We start from the raw sequence: 18693 nt of genomic DNA on the forward strand, positions 1-18693 counted from the left end.
GGATCCCGGCCTGCGCCGGGATGACGGCGGTGGGTGGGGAGACAGCCGCCGCATCCACTTCTCTCCGTCATTCTGACGAAAGTCAGGATCCAGCGTCGTTCTTCAGCCATCGCCCAGCAAAAAATTCCCCCGCACATCCAGCTCCCCGCCCTCGCCCGCCGTCTCGTCCTTCAGGGCCACGCCCGACAAGCCGCGGCGATGCGCCTCCGACATCAGGTAGTGCAGCTTGTAGGCCGCCTCCTCATAACGCAGGCCCTGCGGCCGTACGTTGGAGATGCAGTTGCGGCCGGCGTCGGTCAGGCCGCGGGCCGGCATCCAGGTCAGGTACAGCCCCATGCTGTCGGGCGAGCTCAGGCCGGGACGCTCGCCGATCAGGATCACCACCAGCTTCGCGCCCAGCAGCTCGCCGACCTCGTCGGCCACCGCGACGCGGCCCTGGCGCACGATCACCGGCGGCGCGATCGCCCAGCCCTCCGGCGCGATGCGCTGCATGAGCTGCGCCAGGAAAGGCGCGGCGTTCTGCCCCACCGCCAATGAGGACAGGCCGTCGGCAATGACGAAGGCAAGGTCGTAAGGCCGCGCCTGCGCGCTGGACGCGAACGGCGCGGCCAGCATCTGCGCGCGCGATTGGTCGCACAGGCGACGGCCCAGGTCGGGACGCTGCAGATAGGTCAGCCGGTCGGGCGCGGCGCTGTGCACGTCCAGCACCTCGCCGGCGGCGCAGATGCCGTGCTCCTGCAGGCCTGCCTTCAACGCAGCCACGTCCAGCGCCAGGTGTACCGCGTCGCGCGCCTGCGCGTGCGCCAGCTGGAAGGCCAACTGGGCTTGCGTGGGCAGGCTCACGCCGGCGCGGCCCAGCGCGATGCGCGCGGCGGTGAAGCGGCGCAGCGCCTCCCAGGGGTTGCCGGTCACCGGCCCGTCGGCGGTATCGGCCTTGCCGCTTTTTTCGATATCGTCCATGGATCAGTGCAGCCGCAGCAGGGCCTCGCGAAAGCCGGGCGGCGTATCCGCATGCAGGCGGAACTGCCCCTCGCCCGGCGAAGCGTTGAAGATCTGCATCCTGTGCAGCCAGTCCTCGAACTCCGGCGCCGGGCGCGAGCCCAGCACGCGGCGCGCGTACAACGCGTCGTGGAAGGAAGTGGTCTGGTAGTTGAGCATGATGTCGTCCGAGCCGGGAATGCCCATGACGAAGGTGCAGCCTGCCACGCCCAGCAGCGTGAGCAGCACATCCATATCGTTCTGGTCGGCCTCGGCGTGGTTGGTGTAGCAGACGTCGCAGCCCATCGGCAGGCCCAGCAGCTTGGCGCAGAAATGGTCTTCCAGCCCGGCGCGGATGATCTGCTTGCCGTCGTACAGGTATTCGGGGCCGATGAAGCCGACCACGGTATTGACCAGCAAGGGCTTGAACCGCCGCGCCACCGCATAGGCGCGCGCCTCGCAGGTCTGCTGGTCGACGCCGTGGTGGGCGTTGGCCGACAGCGCGCTGCCCTGGCCGGTCTCGAAGTACATGACGTTGTCGCCCACGGTGCCGCGTCCGAGCGACAGCGCCGCCTCGCGCGCCTCGCCGAGGATGGCCAGGTCGATGCCGAAGCCGCGGTTGGCGGCCTCGGTGCCGGCAATCGACTGGAACACCAGGTCCACCGGCGCGCCGCGCTCGATGGCGGCAATCGTGTTGGTGACGTGGGTCAGCACGCAGGACTGCGTGGGGATCTCGTAGCGTGCGATGACGTCGGCCATCATGCCGACCAGCTTCATCACCTGCGGTACGTTGTCGGTGGCCGGATTGATGCCGATGACGGCGTCGCCGTTGCCGTACAGCAGGCCGTCCAGCATGCTGGCGGCGATGCCGCTGGCGTCGTCGGTCGGATGGTTGGGCTGCAGCCGGGTGGACAGCCGTCCCGGCAGGCCGATGGTATTGCGAAAGGCGCTCACCACGCGGCACTTCTTGCCCACCAGGATCAGGTCCTGGTTGCGCATGATCTTGGAGACCGCTGCCGCCATCTCCGGCGTGATGCCCGGAGCGGCCGCGGCCAGCACCGCGCCGTCGGTGTCGTCGGCCAGCAGCCAGTTGCGGAAATCGCCCACCGTCAGATGCGCGATGGGCGCGAAGGCGGCGCCGTCATGGGTGTCGATGATGAGGCGGGTGATCTCGTCTTCCTCATAGGGAATCAGCGGCTCCTCGAGGAAGATCTTCAGCGGCAGCTCGGCCAGCGCCATCTGCGCCACCGCGCGCTCTTCGGCCGTGGCCGCCGCCACGCCGGCCAGCAGGTCGCCCGAACGCGCGGGCGAGGCCTTGGCCATCAGTTCCTTCAGGTCGCGAAACACATGGCTGGCGCTGCCAACGCTGTGCTTGAAGCGGTGTTGCGGCATGCTCGTCCTCCGTCTTCAACGCGGTCCGGCGGCGCACCGCCGGACCCTGCGCCCTCAGCTGGTCAGCAGCTGCGGCGCGGTCTTGCCGTATTTGATGCTGGTTTCCACCGGCAGCCAGTTGCCGGTCGACTCCTGGCGTCCCTGCAGCAGGAAACGCGGCTTGCCCGATTGCAGCTGGTCCGCTGCCAGCTTCGACAGCTCGCCGATCTTGCCGTTCTTCATGCGGTTGACGATCAGGCCGTACTGCGTCTCCGGGAAGTCGCGCAGCATGTCGTAGTCGCCGTCGCTGTCGCCGGCCACGAACAGCGGGCCGTAGCCCTTCCTGGCCACCAGCTCGCGCTTGATCACCACCGTCTTGCCCGGCCCCCAGGTCAGCGGCCAGTCCTTCAGGTAGGCATTGCGATAAACCTCGCCGTTGCGCTCCAGGCGCAGCCCGATGACGTTCTCGCGCGGCACGTTGTAGCCGTACTTGGGATGCGTCGCGAACACCGCCACCACGTCTTCCAGTGAAGCGGTGCAGACATAGACGTCGATGCCGTTGCTGCGCAAAGTATCCATCATTGCGCCGATCTCCGTGCACAGCCGGATACCGTGGAAATGCGTGACGCTGACCACGCCGGCCCTGCCCGGGCGGTCGGCCGGGCTGGTGTACTTGACCTTGGTCAGCGCCGCGCCCAGCGCCGCGTCGTTGGAGGCCTCGGCCAGCGCGCTGACGTCGGCCACGCTCATGTTGGCGAAGAAGTAGATCACCCAGGGATAACCGACGTTGACGCCATGGGTGTCGTTGACCGCCTCATACAGGTAGTAGAGCTTGGCGCGAAAATCCTGGAACTCGACCGTGGCGGTGATCTCCTCCAGCGACTTGCTGCCGCCCAAGCCCTTGTAGCCGGCGTACAGGAAGGCATAGTCGGCGTCCAGGTCGGCGCAGATCGAATCGAGATCCACCACGTTGCCGGCGGCGTTCCTGAAATCCTTGCTGAACGGGCCCGGCGGCACGTTCTGGCGGATGATGGCGGCGAACTCAGCCGGCGTGAGCTTGAAGGACAGCGTGTTGATCTGGTACATCAGCAGCGCTTCCTCGCAGTCGTTCATGATGCTGGTGTTGTCCCAGTCGAATACCGCATAGGGGCGCTTGCCAGCCTTGTTGCCATGCAAGGCGATCATCTGCGCCACCATCTCATGGTTGCGCGGCGCCCACTTCGCCCGGTCCAGGCCGACGGCCTGCGGTGCCGCGGCATGGCCCGCCAGCGGCGCCGTCGCCAGCGCGCCGCCGGCGGCGGCCGCCAGCAGGCCGCCCAGGAAACCGCGGCGCGGCATGTCGTGAATGTTTTGCGGGAGAGGCATCTTGTGGTTGTTGTTCATGATGGTCGTTCTCGTCGAAGTGGTGGGTCTGGATCGCAGGAAAAAACGGGAAGCAGCTCAGCGGCCGGGCGTCGCGCCCACCGCCGCCTCGCTCTCGGCGCGGCGACGCGCGGTCGCCAGGAACCAGGCGTAGCCCAGCGCAAGCAAAGCCAGGAAGATGCCGAAGATCAGCGGGTTGTAGTAGATCATGGTGGCCATGCACACCAGCGCGCCGAACAGCGCGAAGGCCGGGAAATACGGATACAGCGGCGCGCGGAACGGCCGCGCCAGGCCGGCCTCGGCGCGGCGCAACCGGAACAGGCTCAGCATCGACAGGATGTACATCAGGATGGCGCCGAACACCGACATGGTGACGATGTTGGCCGTGAGTGTCTGGCCGCCCAGCGTCACCAGCTCGTCGCTGTAGATGGCGGCGATGCCCACCACGCCGCCGGCAATGATGGCGCGGTGCGGCGTCTTGAAGCGCGGATGCACGCGGGCGAAGTACGCCGGCAGGTAGCCTTCGCGGGCCAGCGCGAAGATCTGCCGCGAGTAACCCAGGATGATCCCGTGAAAGGACGCCACCAGCCCGAACAGGCCCAGCCATACCAGCATGTGCAGCCAGTTGCTGTTGTCGCCGACGATCAGCTTCATGGCCTGCGGCAGCGGGTCGTTGATGTTGGACAGCTTGGTCCAGTCGCCCGCGCCGCCGGCGAACAGCATCACGCCGATGGCCAGCACCACCAGGGTCAGGATGCCGGTGATGTAGGCGATGGGGATGGAGCGCTTCGGATCCTTGGCTTCTTCTGCCGCCATCGCCACGCCTTCGATGGCGAGGAAGAACCAGATCGCGAACGGAATCGCCGCGAACATGCCCGGCACCGCCGCCAGGCTGAAGCTGTCGCTGCCCGACCAGCCGCCCTTGGTGAAATTGGCCAGCGAGAAGCCGGGCGAAACCACGCCCATGAACACCAGCAGCTCGAAGATCGCCAGCAGCGTCACGCACAGCTCGAAGGTGGCGGCGATCTGCACGCCGACGATGTTGAGCGTCATGAACACCAGATAGGCGCCCAGCGCCGCCAGCTTGGGATCGACGGCCGGAAACTGCACGTTCAGGTAGGCGCCGATGGCCAGCGAGATCGCCGGCGGCGCGAACACGAACTCGATCAGCGTGGCCGCCCCGGCGAGGTAACCGCCCACCGGCCCGAAGGCGCGCTTGCTGTAGGCGAACGGGCCGCCGGCGTGCGGGATGGACGTGGTCAGCTCGGTAAAGCTGAAGATGAAGGTGGCGTACATCGCCGCGATGAACAAGGCCGTCACGGTGAAGCCCAGCGTGCCGGCGCTGGCCCAGCCGTAGCTCCAGCCGAAGTACTCGCCCGATATCACCAGGCCGACGGCGATCCCCCAAAGCTGGAGGGTATTCAGAACGGGCTTGAGGGCTTGGCCCTGCCCGGATGAGCTGGCATCCATCGATCTCTCCTGTTGGCGCGAAATGCGCATGCAGCGCGCTGCAGCGCTATGGTCTGAAAGCGGTTTGAAAGCTTGTGGGCATAGCGCTTGCTTGAAAAACCAGGCACCGCGCCATTGGCAAGAAATATAACAACCGCGGTTCCGGCGCCGTTATCGAAATTCGGCAAACCTGCCGCGGGCCCCGGCCGCAGCGCCTCACAGGGAGTCATCCACATGTCCGAAGCCCAACTGTTCCAGACTGCAACAGCCAGCCCCGGCCACGGCGCAACCCTGGCACAGCCGCACACAAAGCAGGCGCTGCGCACCGTCGTCGCGCGCGACGTCGACCAGCACGCGCACAACCTGACCAACTGGGAACAGCGCTACGACCAGCTCGCCTGCGGCGCCTTCGAAGGCGTGCTGGACGAATGGCAGAGCGCCGGGCTGCAGATCTTCCGCGAGGGCACCAGCCGCGCCATCCGCCAGTCCTGCCGGGTATGGCCGGACGCGTTCTGGTTCGGCATCGAGGCGCGGGCGGGCGGCATGCGCATCAACGGCCGCCAGGTCGGCGCAGATGCGGTGATGACGCGCCCGGGCGGTTGCGAATTCGAACTGGTCACGCCGGATCGGCACGAGATCTACGGCATCGTGGTGCAGCGCGATGCCCTGCTCGCCACCGCCGCACGGCTGGGCTGCGACGTGGACTGGGGCAAGCTGGTGCAGGCCGAGCTGCTCAGCGTGGAACACGAAGGGCTGGACGGCTGCCGTCGCCACATCGGCGAGCTGCTGCAGCTGGCCGGCGGCATGCACGGCGTGGCCGGCAACGCCGCCCTGCAGCTGCGCCAGGAGGCGGTGCTGGTGTCGCTGCTGGCGCTGCTGGACGGCGGCGAGATCGAAGCCGGGGCCGGCGCCAGCCTCCAGCGCCGGCGCCGCATCGTCAACGACGCGCGCGAATATGCGATGGCGCAGCACGAGAACCCGGTCACCGTGCCCATGCTGTGCGAGGCCGTGCATGTGAGCCGGCGCACGCTGCAGTACTGCTTCGAGGACGTGCTGGGCATCAGCCCGATGACCTACCTGCGCTCGCTGCGCCTGAACGGCGTACGGCGCGCGCTGTGGGCGAGCGACGGCAAGCACGCCATCGGCGACATCGCGGCGGCCTGGGGCTTCGCCAATTTCAGCCAGTTCTCCTGCGACTACAAGAAGCTGTTCGGCGAGACGCCCTCGGCCGCCGTGCAGGGCCGCACACGCCATTGAGCCGCCTCCGACCTGGTCGACTCAATACTTTTTAAGTATGCTGCTAGCGCGTTCGAGATATTTTACATAGCGAAATCGCGCTCCTATAATCCGCTGCACCAATAACAACAAACAGCAGCAGGACACCTGCCTGCGGAGGGAGACAGCAGCATCGTCCTGCCGCGCGCATCCTGCACGTTTACCAGCATCAGGCGGATCAGGATCATGGCGGCACAGGCAAAATCCCCGAAAGACACCCCGCAGGCGCAGAGCCCTCTGGCGCGCCGGCTCGAGAACATCGCATCCTTCGCCCCGGGCATCGCCGCCCTGGCCTTCACCATCGCCGCCCTCACCGTGCCCATGCTGCATGCCCGCGCCGCCGACGAGGCCGCCGCGCGCCAGGTGATCCAGGTCGGTACGGCCCGGCCTTACTCCTTCGCCGTCTACGCGAACAACGACCTGCAACGCCTGCCCAGCCATGTGGCGCGCGCCGTCGTGCTGGTGCATGGCGTCAAGCGCAACGCCGACGACTATTTCGCCGTCGGCCGGCACCTGCTGCAGATGGCGCAGCTGCCGCCCTCGGACACGCTGCTGCTGGCGCCCAATTTCATGACCCAGTCCGATGAGGGCTCGTCCTCCGCCATGCCGCTGTGGGGCGGCGGCACCTGGATGCAGGGCGAGGACTCCGAGCGCGGGGTGGAAGGCATCACGTCGTTCCAGGCGCTGGATGACATCGTGCACTGGCTGGCCGACCGCCAGCGCTTCCCCGACCTGAAGGAAATCGTGCTCATGGGCCACTCGGCCGGCGCCCAGCTGATGCAGCGCTACGCCGTGGTCAACCAGCTTGACGCGCCGCTGCAGCAGGCCGGCATCGCGGTGCGCTACATCATTTCCAGCCCGTCCTCCTATGTGTATTTCGAAGCCAGCCGTCCCGACGGCGACAGCTTCGAGCTGCCGCGCACCGTGATGTGCCCGGGCTACAACAACTATCGCTACGGCATCGAGAACCCGCCTGATTACCTCAAGCGCCAGAACCTGGATTCGCAGCAGCTGTTCGCCCGCTACGCCGCCCGCAACATCACCTATCTGGTCGGCGCGCGCGACAACAACGGCAACCACCGCTATCTGGACAAAGCCTGCGGCGCGGCCATGCAGGGCACCAACCGGGTCGAGCGCCAGCTCAACTTCGTGAACTACGAGCGCTTCCTCTCGGCCAAGTGGCAGATCCCGGTGAACCATCCGGAATTCCAGGTCAAGGGCGCGGCGCACGAGGCGGACAAATTGTTCCAGTCGGAAGAAACGGCATTGAAGCTGTTCCCGCGCCGCTGAGGCGCGGCGCGTCCCAACACGACAACTGACAAAAAGGCAGCAAACGCAGCGCTCAGGGGCGCTGCGCGAGGAGGAGCCGGCCCGACAAAACAACTAATGGCCGGTCGCATTACAACTAAAACAGTCGAGACACCATGAAGAAGCTCCGCTTTTCCGGATCCGCGCGGCATACGCTCGCACGGCGCATATTCACGCTGATGGCGGCCGCGCCCATCGTGCAGCTGATGCCGCTGGACGCGCTGGCGCAAAGCGCCCCGCCCTCGTCCGGCAGCATTTTCGAAAGCAACCGCGGCGCCCTGTCGCCAGCCGAACGCGCGCCGGCCGAGCAGCAGCCGCGCGTGCGCATCGAAAAGGAAAGCGAGCCCGGCGACGAGACCCGCGCGCCGGCCGGCGAAGTGCGCGTGCACGTGGCCGGCTTCAAGCTCTCCGGCAACCATTCCCTGCCTGACGCCCGGCTGCAGGCCGAGCTGGCCGGCATGATCGGCCAGGAGCTCGACTTCCGCGGCCTGCGCGAAGCCGCGGCCCGCATCACGGCGCTGTACCGCGCCGAAGGTTATCCGGTGGCGCGCGCCTATCTGCCGGCGCAGGAGATCGCCGGCGGCGTGGTCGAGATCGGCGTGCGCGAAGGCGTGATCGGCGCCGTCAGCGCCGAGACCGATCCGCATACGCGGCTGGGCAAGGACACGCTGCAGCGCTTCGTCGACGCCCTGCATCCGGGCGACGTGATCCGCGAGGCCGACCTGGAGCGCGTGCTGCTGCGCCTGTCCGACATCGCCGGCGTCTCGGTGCGCGCGGTGCTGCGCCCGGCCGGCCAGCCCGGCGCGGCCGACATCGTGCTCAAGCTCTCCGAGATGACCGCCTGGACCGCGCGCGCCTCCTTCGACAACTACGGCAACTACTACACCGGCAGCAACCGCCTGTCGGCCAACCTGTCGCTCAACGACACGCTGGGCCTGGGCGAGAGCTTCACGTTGAACACCCAGAACTCGTTCGAAGGCCTGCGCATCGCCGGCCTCGGCTATTCCATGCCCATCGGCGCCAGCGGCCTGACCGTGGGCGCCAACTTCGCCGAGCTGCAATACAACGTCGGCAAGAACCTCAAGGATGCGCAGGCCAGCGGCTCGGCCAAGGTCTCGACCTTCTTCGTCAACAGCTCGCTGCTGCGCAGCCGCAACGCCAACGTCAACCTGGGCGTCTCGGCGGAATACCGCCACTTCGAAGACATCACCTCGGCCACCGTGGTCGAGAAGTCGTCCAACTTCTGGAGCGCCAGTCTCTCCGGCGACTGGCGCGACAGCCTGCTGGGCGGCGGCAGCAACCTGTGGAGCATCCGTGCCGGCCGCGGCACGCTGGACAAGGAGACGCCCAACGACGCGGCGCTGGACGCGATCACCTCCAGGGCCTCGGGCAACTACAAGAAGCTCAACGTCGGCTTCTCGCGCCTGCAGCAACTGGGCGGCGGCTACTCGCTGCTGGGCTCGGTCTCGGCGCAGTGGGCCGACAAGAACCTGGACGCGTCGGAAAAGATGAGCCTGGGCGGCCCCAACGGCGTGCGCGCCTATCCGGTGGGCGAAGCCGCCGGCGACCAGGGCGTGCTGGCGCGGCTGGAGCTGCGCAAGCGCCTGGGCATGGTGGGCGGCGCGGTGGCCGAGGGCGTGCTGTTCGGCGACGCCGGTCGCGTCACCGTCAACAAGAACCCGTGGGACAACAGCGTCAACAGCCTGTCGCGCTCGGGCTATGGCGTGGGCCTGAACCTGTATCACAAGGACATCGTGATGAACGCCGCCTTCGCGATCTCGCCCGGCGTGGACCCGACCACCGAGCAGCGCAATGCGCGCCGCGTGTGGGTCTCGGTCTCCGGTTCGCCGCAAGCCTTCGCCGGCCTGGCCAGCGATCTCGGCGGCAAGGGCGAGGATTTCGAGGAGCCGGAAACCGCCTTCGTGCTCTACGGCTCGCTGGGCCTGATCCCCGAATACGTCAACCGCTACGGCGCCACGCCGCAGGCCGCGGCCGACCAGAGCCGGCTTGCCACGCCCAACGGCCGCAACATGAACAGCTTCTGGCGCGTGCGCGACAACGTCTCCTACATCGGCGCCCACAGCGGCATCCAGCTGTACCAGCAATGGAAGTTCCTGTGGCAGCTGGAGCTGGGCCTGTCGCTGAACTACACCAACCGCAGCGACGTCTCGGTGCCCGACTGGACCCACTCGCAGGACCTGCGCAACACCGGCGTGGCGCTGAACAATCCGTCCTACGGCACGCTGATGTACGGCAACTGGGACACCCCGATGAAGGAGAGCATGACCTCGCTCGATCCCTTCCAAGGCCGCACCAGCGCCGCGCACTACAACCTGATCGGCTCGCCCGGCTTCGTCACCAGCATCACCAAGAACTCCGGCCCGGTGGGCACCGCCTCGTCCTCCGACAACGACGACGCCGCCTTCAACCGCCGCCAGGCCGGCATGTTCTCCTACTGGACGCCGAAGTGGAACGGCCTGCAGGCCAAGATCGCCTTCTCCGACAACAGCATGAAGTCGGCCGCCGACGTCGCCACCGGCTACATGTACAGCGGCAGCCTGACCTGGGAATACGGCGGCCTGACCGCCGTGGTGTCGGCCGAGCAGCATATCAACTACTTCGGCATCGCCAGCCTGGGCCGCAACGCGCGCGGCGTGGGCAGCAACACCGCGGTGACCGCCGGCACCTCGTCGTCGGACTTCAGCTTCCGTTACGGCCTGGCGTATGACTTCGGCCCGACCAAGATCTCGCTGATCGCCGACGACCTGTCCTACTCCGAATACGGCGTGGTCAATACCAGCACCACCTCCAGCGACATGCAGAACTACCGCCGCCGCGCCTACATGCTGGGCCTGTCGCACAAGATCCGCGCATGGACGCTGCTGGCCAGCGCCGGCCGCGCCATGCCGGGCGAATGCTCCATGATCTCCGGCAATGGCGTGAAGTGCTCCACCGACGGCATGGGCGCCAGCCAGCAGGCCTACGGCTTCTCTTATGCGTGGAGCAAGCAGACCCGCCTGTTCGGGCAATACGTAGTGCTGCGCAACAACTCGCTGGCCAACTACAACTACGCCGTCTCGGGCGTGCTGGGCGCCTCCGGCTACTCGCCGGGCGTCGGCACCACCATCCGCGCCATCGGCCTGGGCATCAACTACACATTCTGAGGAGACGGACGAGATGAACAGCCTAGCCAAACTTCGCCGCCAGCGTCTTCCCGCGCTGTCCCCGATCGCCCACGCCGTGCTGTGCGCCAGCTTCGGCCTGGCGCCGCTGACGGCCGCCGCGCTGGACGCCGGCGCGCTGCCCACCAACGGCCAGATCGTGGCCGGCAGCGGCGCCATCAGCGCCTCCGGCAACAGCATGACGGTGACCCAGAGCAGCGCTCGCATGGTCACCAACTGGGACAGCTTCAACATCGGCAGCGCCGCCTCGGTCACCTTCAACCAGCCGGGTTCCTCCTCGGTGGCGCTGAACCGGGTGATGTCCAGCGACGCGTCGCAGATCATGGGCGCGCTCAACGCCAACGGCCAGGTCTACCTGGTCAACCCCAACGGCGTGCTGTTCGGCGCAGGCTCCTCGGTCAACGTGGGCGGCCTGGTGGCCAGCACGCTCAACATCTCGGACGCCAACTTCATGGCCGGGCGCAACGTGTTCGAGCTGGAAGGCGGCAACGGCACCGTCATCAACCTGGGCAACATCAGCGCCGCCAGCGGCGGCTATGTGGCGCTGCTGGGCGCCCAGGTGCGCAACGAGGGCACCATCGCCGCGCGCCTGGGCTCGGTGGTGCTCGGCGCCGGCGAAAAGATCACGCTGGACTTCAACGGCGACGGCCTGATCAACATGGAGGTCAACAACGCCACCGTCAACGCCAGCGTCGCCAACGCCGGCGTGATCCGCGCCAATGGCGGCACCGTGCTGATGACGGCGCATGCCGGCAATGCGCTGATGGCCGAGGTGGTCAACAACAGCGGCCTGATCGAGGCCACCAGCCTGCAGCAGCGCAACGGCGTGGTGGTGCTGGACGGCGGGGATTCCGGCGTGGTGGCCAACAGCGGCGCCATCGACGTCTCCGGACGCAATGCCGGCGAAACCGGCGGCACCGTGAAGCTGCTGGGCCAGTACGTCGGCATGTTCGACGGCAGCCGCATCGACGCCTCGGGCGACGCCGGCGGCGGCACCGTGCTGGCCGGCGGCGACTACCAGGGCGGCAACGGCGTGTTCCAGGCCAGCGCCACCTACATGGACGCCAACGCCTCCATCGACGCCTCGGCGCGCTCGTCGGGCAACGGCGGCAAGGTGATCCTGTGGTCGGAGGATTCGACCCGCTTCTACGGCGACATCAACGTCGCGGGCGGCGGCGCGACCGGCGCCGGCGGGCTGGTGGAGACCTCGGGCCACTACCTCGACGTGTTCGGCGCGGTGAACCTCTCGGCCGCTTCCGGCCAGGGCGGCACCTGGCTGCTCGACCCGTACAACATCAACATCACCAGCGCGGCCAATGCCGGCGGCGCCACCAGCACCAGCCCGTTCACCTCGTCGGGCGCGGCCAGCTCCAACCTCAGCTCGGCCACCCTCAACGCCTCGCTGTCGGAGGGCGCCAACATCCTGGTCTGCACCACCTCGGTGGGCGGCACCTCGGGCGACATCAACGTGCTGGACAACGTGAAGGCGGTCGGCAACGCCACGCTGACGCTGCAGGCGCACCGCAACATCGTGATGACCAACACCAGCATCACCAATGCCGCCGGCAAGTCGCTCAACGTATCGCTCTACTCAAACTTCAACAACAGCGGCAACGGCTCGGTGGCGCTGACCAACGCCACCATTTCCACCAATGGCGGCAACCTGACCATCAGCGGCGCGGTCTCGCCCGGCACCTCCTACGCCAGCACCAATGTCTCCAACAGCACCGGCGTGCTGATCACCACCGGCACCAACATCACCACCAACGGCGGCAGCATCACCATCCGCGGCGCCACCTCGTCCACCCTGGCGGCCAATACCACCACCAACGCCACCGTGATCTCCGGCGGCAGCACGCTGGACGCCGGCGGCGGCAACATCAGCATCGTCGCGCTGCAGGCCAGCACCACCAGCGGCGGCGACGCCTTCATCCTGACCGGCGGCAGCAAGATCGTGACCAACGGCACCGGTTCGATCCGCATCGACGGCACCAACCTGGGCACCGGCAACGGCACGCGCGTGTTCAGCACCAACAACACCATCGCCGCCGCCGGCTCGGGCAACGTCACCATCAGCGGCAACGCGACCTCCGGCTTCGGCGTGCTGGTCTGCTCCACCACCGCCGGCTCGTCGCAGAACATCAGCGTGGGCAGCGGCACGCTGACCATCACGGGCAACAGCAGCAGCCGCGGCACCTACCTCGCAGCCTCGGGCAACGGCACGATATCGGTCAACGCCAGCAATGGCGGCAACATCGTCATCGGCGGCAACAGCACCGGCAGCTATGGCACGGTACTGAACTCGACCGGCGCCGGATCGCTGATCAGCGTGGTCTCCGACGGCAATATCAGCATCTCCGGCAACAGCTCGGGCGGCTCCACGCCGTCGCTGGCGCTGATCGCCTCGGGCAACGGCACCTCGGCGTCGGCCCCGGGCTCGACCATCACGGTGCGCAGCACCTCGGGCAACGTCAGGCTGGCGGCCAACAACACCCAGGTCAACAATTCCAGCGGGTCCTTCAAGGCGCTCTCGCTGGACGCCGGCGGCGCCTATGCCGTCATCAACGTCGGCACCACCAGCGGCCAGCTGCGCCTGGACGGCACCAGCGCCTCGGGCCGCGGCGTGGACATCGCGCCCTCCGGCGCCAACGCCGCCATCAACCTGACGACCACCACCGGCGACATCGTCATCAACGGCAACAGCACCAACAGCTTCGGCGGCTACGGCATCTTCTTCAACTCCACCGGCGGCTCGCAGGGCGTGACGGTGTCCACCACCACCGGCAACATCACGCTGACCGGCGACTCGGTGGGCACTTCGGACGCCATCGCGCTGGGCGGCAACGGCACGGCCTCGGCCAACCGCATCGTCTCCCAGGGCGGCAACATCACCCTGAACGGCAACTTCCACTCGCCCAACCTGCCCGAACTGGACCACGGCATCGCCATCCTGGCGGTGACCAACATCATCAGCACCACCGGCAACGGCAACGTCACGCTGACCGGCAACGCCGCCGACCAGGGCAACGGCGTGGCGCTGTACGGCAACGGCCGCGCCACCATCAGCGTGGAGAACGGCAAGCTGTCCATCACCGGCACCAGCAACTACGGCGACGGCATCGGCCTGCAGACCGGCGTGAACGTGATCCGCGCCACCGGCAGCGGCTCGGTGGCGCTCAACGGCAGCTCGGTCTATGGCAGCGGGATCAGCATCTACCCGTCCGGCAACGCCAGCGCCAACACCATCTCTACCGTCAGCGGCGACATCACGCTGGCCGGCGCCAGCAGCGCCTCCTCGTCGGCGGCGGGGATCCTGATCCGGGCGGCGGCGGCCTCGGCCGCCAACGGCGTGGCCATCACCTCGGCCAGCGGCAACATCAGCCTGGCCGGCACCGGCAATGGCTCGGGTGAAGGCATTTCCTTCGTCGGCACCAGCAGCAACGGCTACAACACGGTGTCCACCGGCGGCAGCGGCAACATGAACATCACCGCCACCAGCAACGGCGCCTACGGCCTGCGCTTCACCGGCGGCAACAATACGCTGCAGGTGCAGGACGGCGTGCTGGCGATCACCGCGCGCGCGGCCAACGGCTCGCCGCTCGGCCAGTCCGGCGACACTACCGTGATCGCCGCCACCGGGCGCGGCGTGGTGGTGCGCAACCTGGGCGGCGCCACCAGCAACATCCTGACCAATCCGGCAGCCGAGCCCGCCGCGACCGCCGCCAAGACCAACCAGGTCAACAACGGCTGGATCACGCCGCCGCCGTCTTCGATGCGCATGACGCCCATCGCCGGCGAGCGCGACAACGTCAGCATCGACCTGGCGCAACTTGGCAATCCCGTTTCCGCACCGAACGCCATCGAGCGTCCGGGCGACAGCAGCACCCGTTCCAACTCATCCACAGAGAGCCAAGACAATGAAAGCAAATGAGATCCGCACCCCACGCGCGCCGCGCCTGCGCAAGCTGGCCGCGCTGACGCTGGCCGCCTGCATGCTGCCGGCCTTCGCGGCCGACAAGGCGGCGCAGACGCCGCACGACTATTACTATTTCCTCGGCGAGATGAACAAGGCCTCGACGGTGATGACCATCGAGACCAAGATCGTGCCGCCCGACCTGGGCAAGAAGATCGTGAAGGCGGTCGACCAGGTGATCAAGGACGGCGACCAGCCCGGCGCCAAGCGTCCGGTGGACTACCTGCAGTATGAGCCGCTGATCCTGGCCTATGCCGGCCCGGACGGCTCGCGCATGCACTCCGGCCGCAGCCGCCAGGACATCCTCTCCACCACGCGCCGCCTGATGCAGCGCGAGCGCGCGCTGAACCTGATGGAGCAGATGAACAAGTCCAAGGCGGTGTTCCTGAAGCTGGCCGAAGACAACCTCGACACCATCGTGCCGGCCTACACCAACGGCGTGCAGGCGCAACCGACCACCTATGCGCACTACCTGCTGGCGTTTTCCTCGGCCTTCGGCCGCGACGCCGCCCGCCTGAAGGAGGCCTATGCGCGCCTGAACCTGAACCCGCTGGGTTCGGCCGCGCTGGGCACCTCCAGCTTCCCGGTCGACCGCAACCGCCTGGCCGAGCTGCTGGGCTTCGACGGTCCGATGGAAAACTCCTATGACGCCGCCCAGCTGGGCGCGCTGGACATGGGCGTGGAACTGGTCGGCATCTGCAGCAACGCCGCGCTGACCATGGGCATCCTGGTGCAGGACATGCACACCCAGTACCACAATCCCTACCCCTGGATCATGATTCGCGAAGGCCGCCTGACCGGCACCTCCAGCATCATGCCGCAGAAGCGCAACCCCTACGGCCTGAACGTGCTGCGCCTGCAGTCGAGCGAAGTGGTCGGCGGCGCCATGACCTTCCAGGTGGAAGCGCACAACGTCACCCCCGGCATGCCCGACTACAAGCGCGACCAGGTCGAGAAGACCCTGGACCTGACCGCCAACTCCTTCGCCAAGCTGGCCGACCTGATGAGCAACCTGGTGATCGACAAGGACCGTGCGCTGGCCGAGGTGGACGCCGACTACTCCACCACCACCGAGCTGGCCGACATCCTGCAGCGCGACTCCAACGTGCCCTTCCGCGTGGGCCATCATTTCGCCTCTGACCTGGTGACCTACGGCCGCCTGAACAAGATCAAGCCGGCTGACATTCCGTTCGACCAGGTGCAGAAAATCTATGGCGACGCGCTCAAGGCCTTCGACTTCGACCATGCGCAGTTCCCGCTGACGCAGGCGCGCTTCCGCCAGGCGCTGACGGCGCAGAACATGATCGAATCCAGCCGCGGCCTGGGCGGCCCGCAGCGCGCCGAGGTCGAGCGCATGCTGACGGCCGAGCGCGCGCGACTGGCGCAGGACCAGCAATGGCTCAAGGGCCAGCGCGACAAGCTGGCGTCGGCGCAGCAGAAGCTGGACCAGGCTTTCTACAAGCTGGGCCAGTAAGCGGACCGCGGCCTGGGCTGCTGCGTGGCCCGGGCAAGCGCGCAGCAAGAAAAGAATCAAAGGAAGCTTTAACGCCTGACTGTGGAGCTGGCGGCGGACGCACTTCGGCGGCACAATGCCGGGTGCGTCCTTTTTTATTTCGAGAACAACAATGACGGCCACCGGCAACGACGATATTTTCTCCCTGGAAAAGTTCGAATACCTCTGCTACTCGCGGCAGCAGGAACCCGCCGCGCGCGAGCTGGTGCGTCTTCTGGTGCTGATCGACCGCAACTACGGCAAGCTGGCGAACAACTTCTCGCTGTCGGTGTCACCGGCGGTGCCGCCGGCGGCGCTGGAGCAGCATGTGCTCACCCGCGTGACCAGCGCGATCTCGGCGCTGTTCTCGGACCCGGGCTTTCACATCAGCCCCAACGGCTTCGGCCAGCTGATCAACTTCCAGCGCTGGCTGTCCGCGCTGTTCGGCGCCAGCCATTTCATCAACTGCGACCACATCCTGCGCTCGCTCAACCTGGGCGGACCGGACGCGCAAGAGTTCCAGGTCAAGCCGCTGGACCTGGTGAAGTTCTGCATCCTCTACTCGCCCGAGTCGGAGCTGCCGCTGGACGTGGAAATGCTGTGGAAGCAGAACAAGCCGCTGGCCGCCGCGCTGTTCATGGCACTGATGTCGCCGCGCTTCATCGGCACCCCGGCCGCGCACTCCAAGCGCGAGGCGCTGCTGGGCTGGCTGCCCGACCGCCTGCAGGAACTGGATTCGATGGACGGCCTGCCGGTAGCGGTGCTGCACGATGTCTACATGCACTGCAGCTACGCCGACCTGCCGCAACGCCACCGCATCAAGGGCGCCATCAATCGGCTGATCGAGAAAAAGCTGCGCGAAGCCGGCCTCAACGACCTGGAAGACGCCGGTCCGGTCGACGCGTCGTCCAAACCGGTGCTGCTGGTGCTGCTGGAATGGTTCTCCGGCGGCCACTCGATCTACCGCACGCATTCCAAAACGCTGGAAGCCGCGCGCCGCCATTTCCATGTGGTGGCCATCGGCTATGAGGCCAACACCGACGAGCTGGGCCGCGCGGTGTTCGACGAGTTCATCGCCTTCGACACGCCCGGCGACATGCTGGCCTGCCTGGCCCAGCTGCGCGCCCTCGCCGCCGAACGCCGTCCGCGCGCGCTCTACATGCCCAGCGTGGGCATGTTCCCCATCACCATGTTTGCCGCCAACCTGCGCGTGGCGCCGCTGCAGGTCGCAGCGCTGGGCCACCCGGCCACCACGCATTCCAGCCGCATCGACTACATCAGCGTGGAAGACGACTTCGTCGGCGACCCGGCCTGCTTCAGCGAGAAGCTGCTGCGCCTGCCGGCCGACGGCCAGCCCTATCGTCCGTCGGCCATTCCCTTCAGCGTGCCGCGCCTGGAGCGCACCGACAAGCCCTACGTCAACATCGCCATCGCCGCCACCACGATGAAGATGAACCCGCGCTTCCTGATGGCCTGCCAGAAGATCGCCGAGCTGGCGCTGCAGCCGCCCGACGGCCGGCCGGCCAGGCAGGTGCGCTTCCACTTCCTGGTCGGCCAGGCGCTGGGGCTGCTGTATCCGCAACTGCAGCGCCTGATCCAGCGCTTCGTCCCCGGCGCCAGCGTCTACCCGCACCAGCCTTACCAGGAGTACCTCTCCATCTTCAACCAGTGCGACATGTTCCTGTCGCCGCTGCCCTTCGGCAACACCAACGGCATCATCGACGCCTTCGCCGTGGGCTTGCCGGGCGTCTGCAAGACCGGGCCGGAAGTCTTCGAGCACATCGACGAAGGCCTGTTCCGCCGCGTCGGCCTGCCCGACTGGACCATCGCCTCCACACTGGACGACTACATACTCGCGGCCGTACGCATGGCCACCAGCTTCGAGGAGCGCAACGCGCTGTATCGCTACCTGGCCGATCCTCAATACCTGCAGCGGTTGTTCGAGGGGCGGCCGGAGTCGCTGGGGGATGCCCTGCTCGAACTGATCCGCCAGCAGGGCTGACCGCCCCCCCTCCCGCGCACACGACAATACGCAACAAAAAAGCCCGCTTCCTTGCGCGAAGCGGGCCAAACGTCCGTCAGGGAGGGCACAGGGACACAAGCCAATTCTGAACCGTCCGCAGCCAGGATGGCCGTACGGCATCCGGCGCTGCCTTAAGCTGCCCTGCTCACAGATACTTCACTTCGATGGTGGCCGAACCGTCCAGGGAGATGTCCTGGGTCAGGTTCAGGTTTTCGGGTTTGTTCAGCACAGCGGTCACGCCGATGGTGCCGGAGACCACTTTGTACGAGCCCGGCGCGGT

Annotated in this window: 10 protein-coding genes; 6 read left to right on the plus strand and 4 right to left on the minus strand. The window is 67.2% G+C overall.

Annotated features, from left to right (window positions below; all coding sequences use genetic code 11):
* Nucleotides 1-102: 102 nt before the first annotated feature.
* The 4 genes from eutC to eat all read right to left on the minus strand — a co-directional run bounded on the left by eutC (nucleotide 103) and on the right by eat (nucleotide 5181).
* Nucleotides 103-960 (minus strand): ethanolamine ammonia-lyase subunit EutC, encoded by an 858-nt coding sequence (eutC, locus tag CEJ42_RS24180; RefSeq protein ID WP_088752801.1) that lies wholly within the window; start codon nucleotides 958-960, stop codon nucleotides 103-105.
* Between the two features lie 3 nt (nucleotides 961-963).
* Nucleotides 964-2370, minus strand: a complete 1407-nt coding sequence (locus CEJ42_RS24185) for an ethanolamine ammonia-lyase subunit EutB (protein WP_088752802.1) — start codon at nucleotides 2368-2370, stop codon at nucleotides 964-966.
* Between the two features lie 54 nt (nucleotides 2371-2424).
* Nucleotides 2425-3687 carry an HAD family hydrolase gene (locus CEJ42_RS24190; RefSeq protein ID WP_476729729.1) on the minus strand — a complete coding sequence of 421 codons (1263 nt, stop codon included), beginning with the start codon at nucleotides 3685-3687 and terminating at the stop codon, nucleotides 2425-2427.
* A 102-nt stretch (nucleotides 3688-3789) separates the two neighbouring features.
* Complete coding sequence (gene eat / locus CEJ42_RS24195; RefSeq protein ID WP_088752804.1) at nucleotides 3790-5181, minus strand: ethanolamine permease; 1392 nt, start codon at nucleotides 5179-5181, stop codon at nucleotides 3790-3792.
* A gap of 213 nt (nucleotides 5182-5394) precedes the next feature.
* Here eat and CEJ42_RS24200 point away from each other — a divergent pair, with 213 nt between their 5' ends.
* From CEJ42_RS24200 to CEJ42_RS24225, 6 genes are all read left to right on the plus strand, one after another.
* Nucleotides 5395-6417, plus strand: coding sequence for a helix-turn-helix domain-containing protein (locus CEJ42_RS24200; RefSeq protein WP_088752805.1), 1023 nt, complete (start codon nucleotides 5395-5397; stop codon nucleotides 6415-6417).
* A gap of 204 nt (nucleotides 6418-6621) precedes the next feature.
* A complete protein-coding gene (locus CEJ42_RS24205) occupies nucleotides 6622-7725 on the plus strand; it encodes an alpha/beta hydrolase (RefSeq protein ID WP_243397947.1) in 1104 nt (367 codons plus the stop codon).
* Nucleotides 7726-7859: 134 nt separating this feature from the next.
* Complete coding sequence (locus CEJ42_RS24210) at nucleotides 7860-10907, plus strand: ShlB/FhaC/HecB family hemolysin secretion/activation protein (RefSeq protein ID WP_088752806.1); 3048 nt, start codon at nucleotides 7860-7862, stop codon at nucleotides 10905-10907.
* Between the two features lie 13 nt (nucleotides 10908-10920).
* Complete coding sequence (locus tag CEJ42_RS24215; RefSeq protein WP_088752807.1) at nucleotides 10921-14856, plus strand: beta strand repeat-containing protein; 3936 nt, start codon at nucleotides 10921-10923, stop codon at nucleotides 14854-14856.
* Nucleotides 14843-16372, plus strand: a complete 1530-nt coding sequence (locus tag CEJ42_RS24220; protein WP_088752808.1) for an argininosuccinate lyase — start codon at nucleotides 14843-14845, stop codon at nucleotides 16370-16372. Before CEJ42_RS24215 ends, CEJ42_RS24220 begins: the two co-directional genes overlap by 14 nt.
* Nucleotides 16373-16523: 151 nt before the next feature.
* Nucleotides 16524-18392: a peptide transporter gene (locus tag CEJ42_RS24225; protein WP_088752809.1), complete on the plus strand. Its 1869-nt coding sequence runs from the start codon at nucleotides 16524-16526 to the stop codon at nucleotides 18390-18392.
* Nucleotides 18393-18693 lie beyond the last annotated feature (301 nt).

The sequence above is a fragment of the Herbaspirillum robiniae genome, from assembly GCF_002213415.1.
In the GTDB taxonomy this organism is placed as follows: Bacteria; Pseudomonadota; Gammaproteobacteria; order Burkholderiales; family Burkholderiaceae_D; genus Herbaspirillum; species Herbaspirillum robiniae.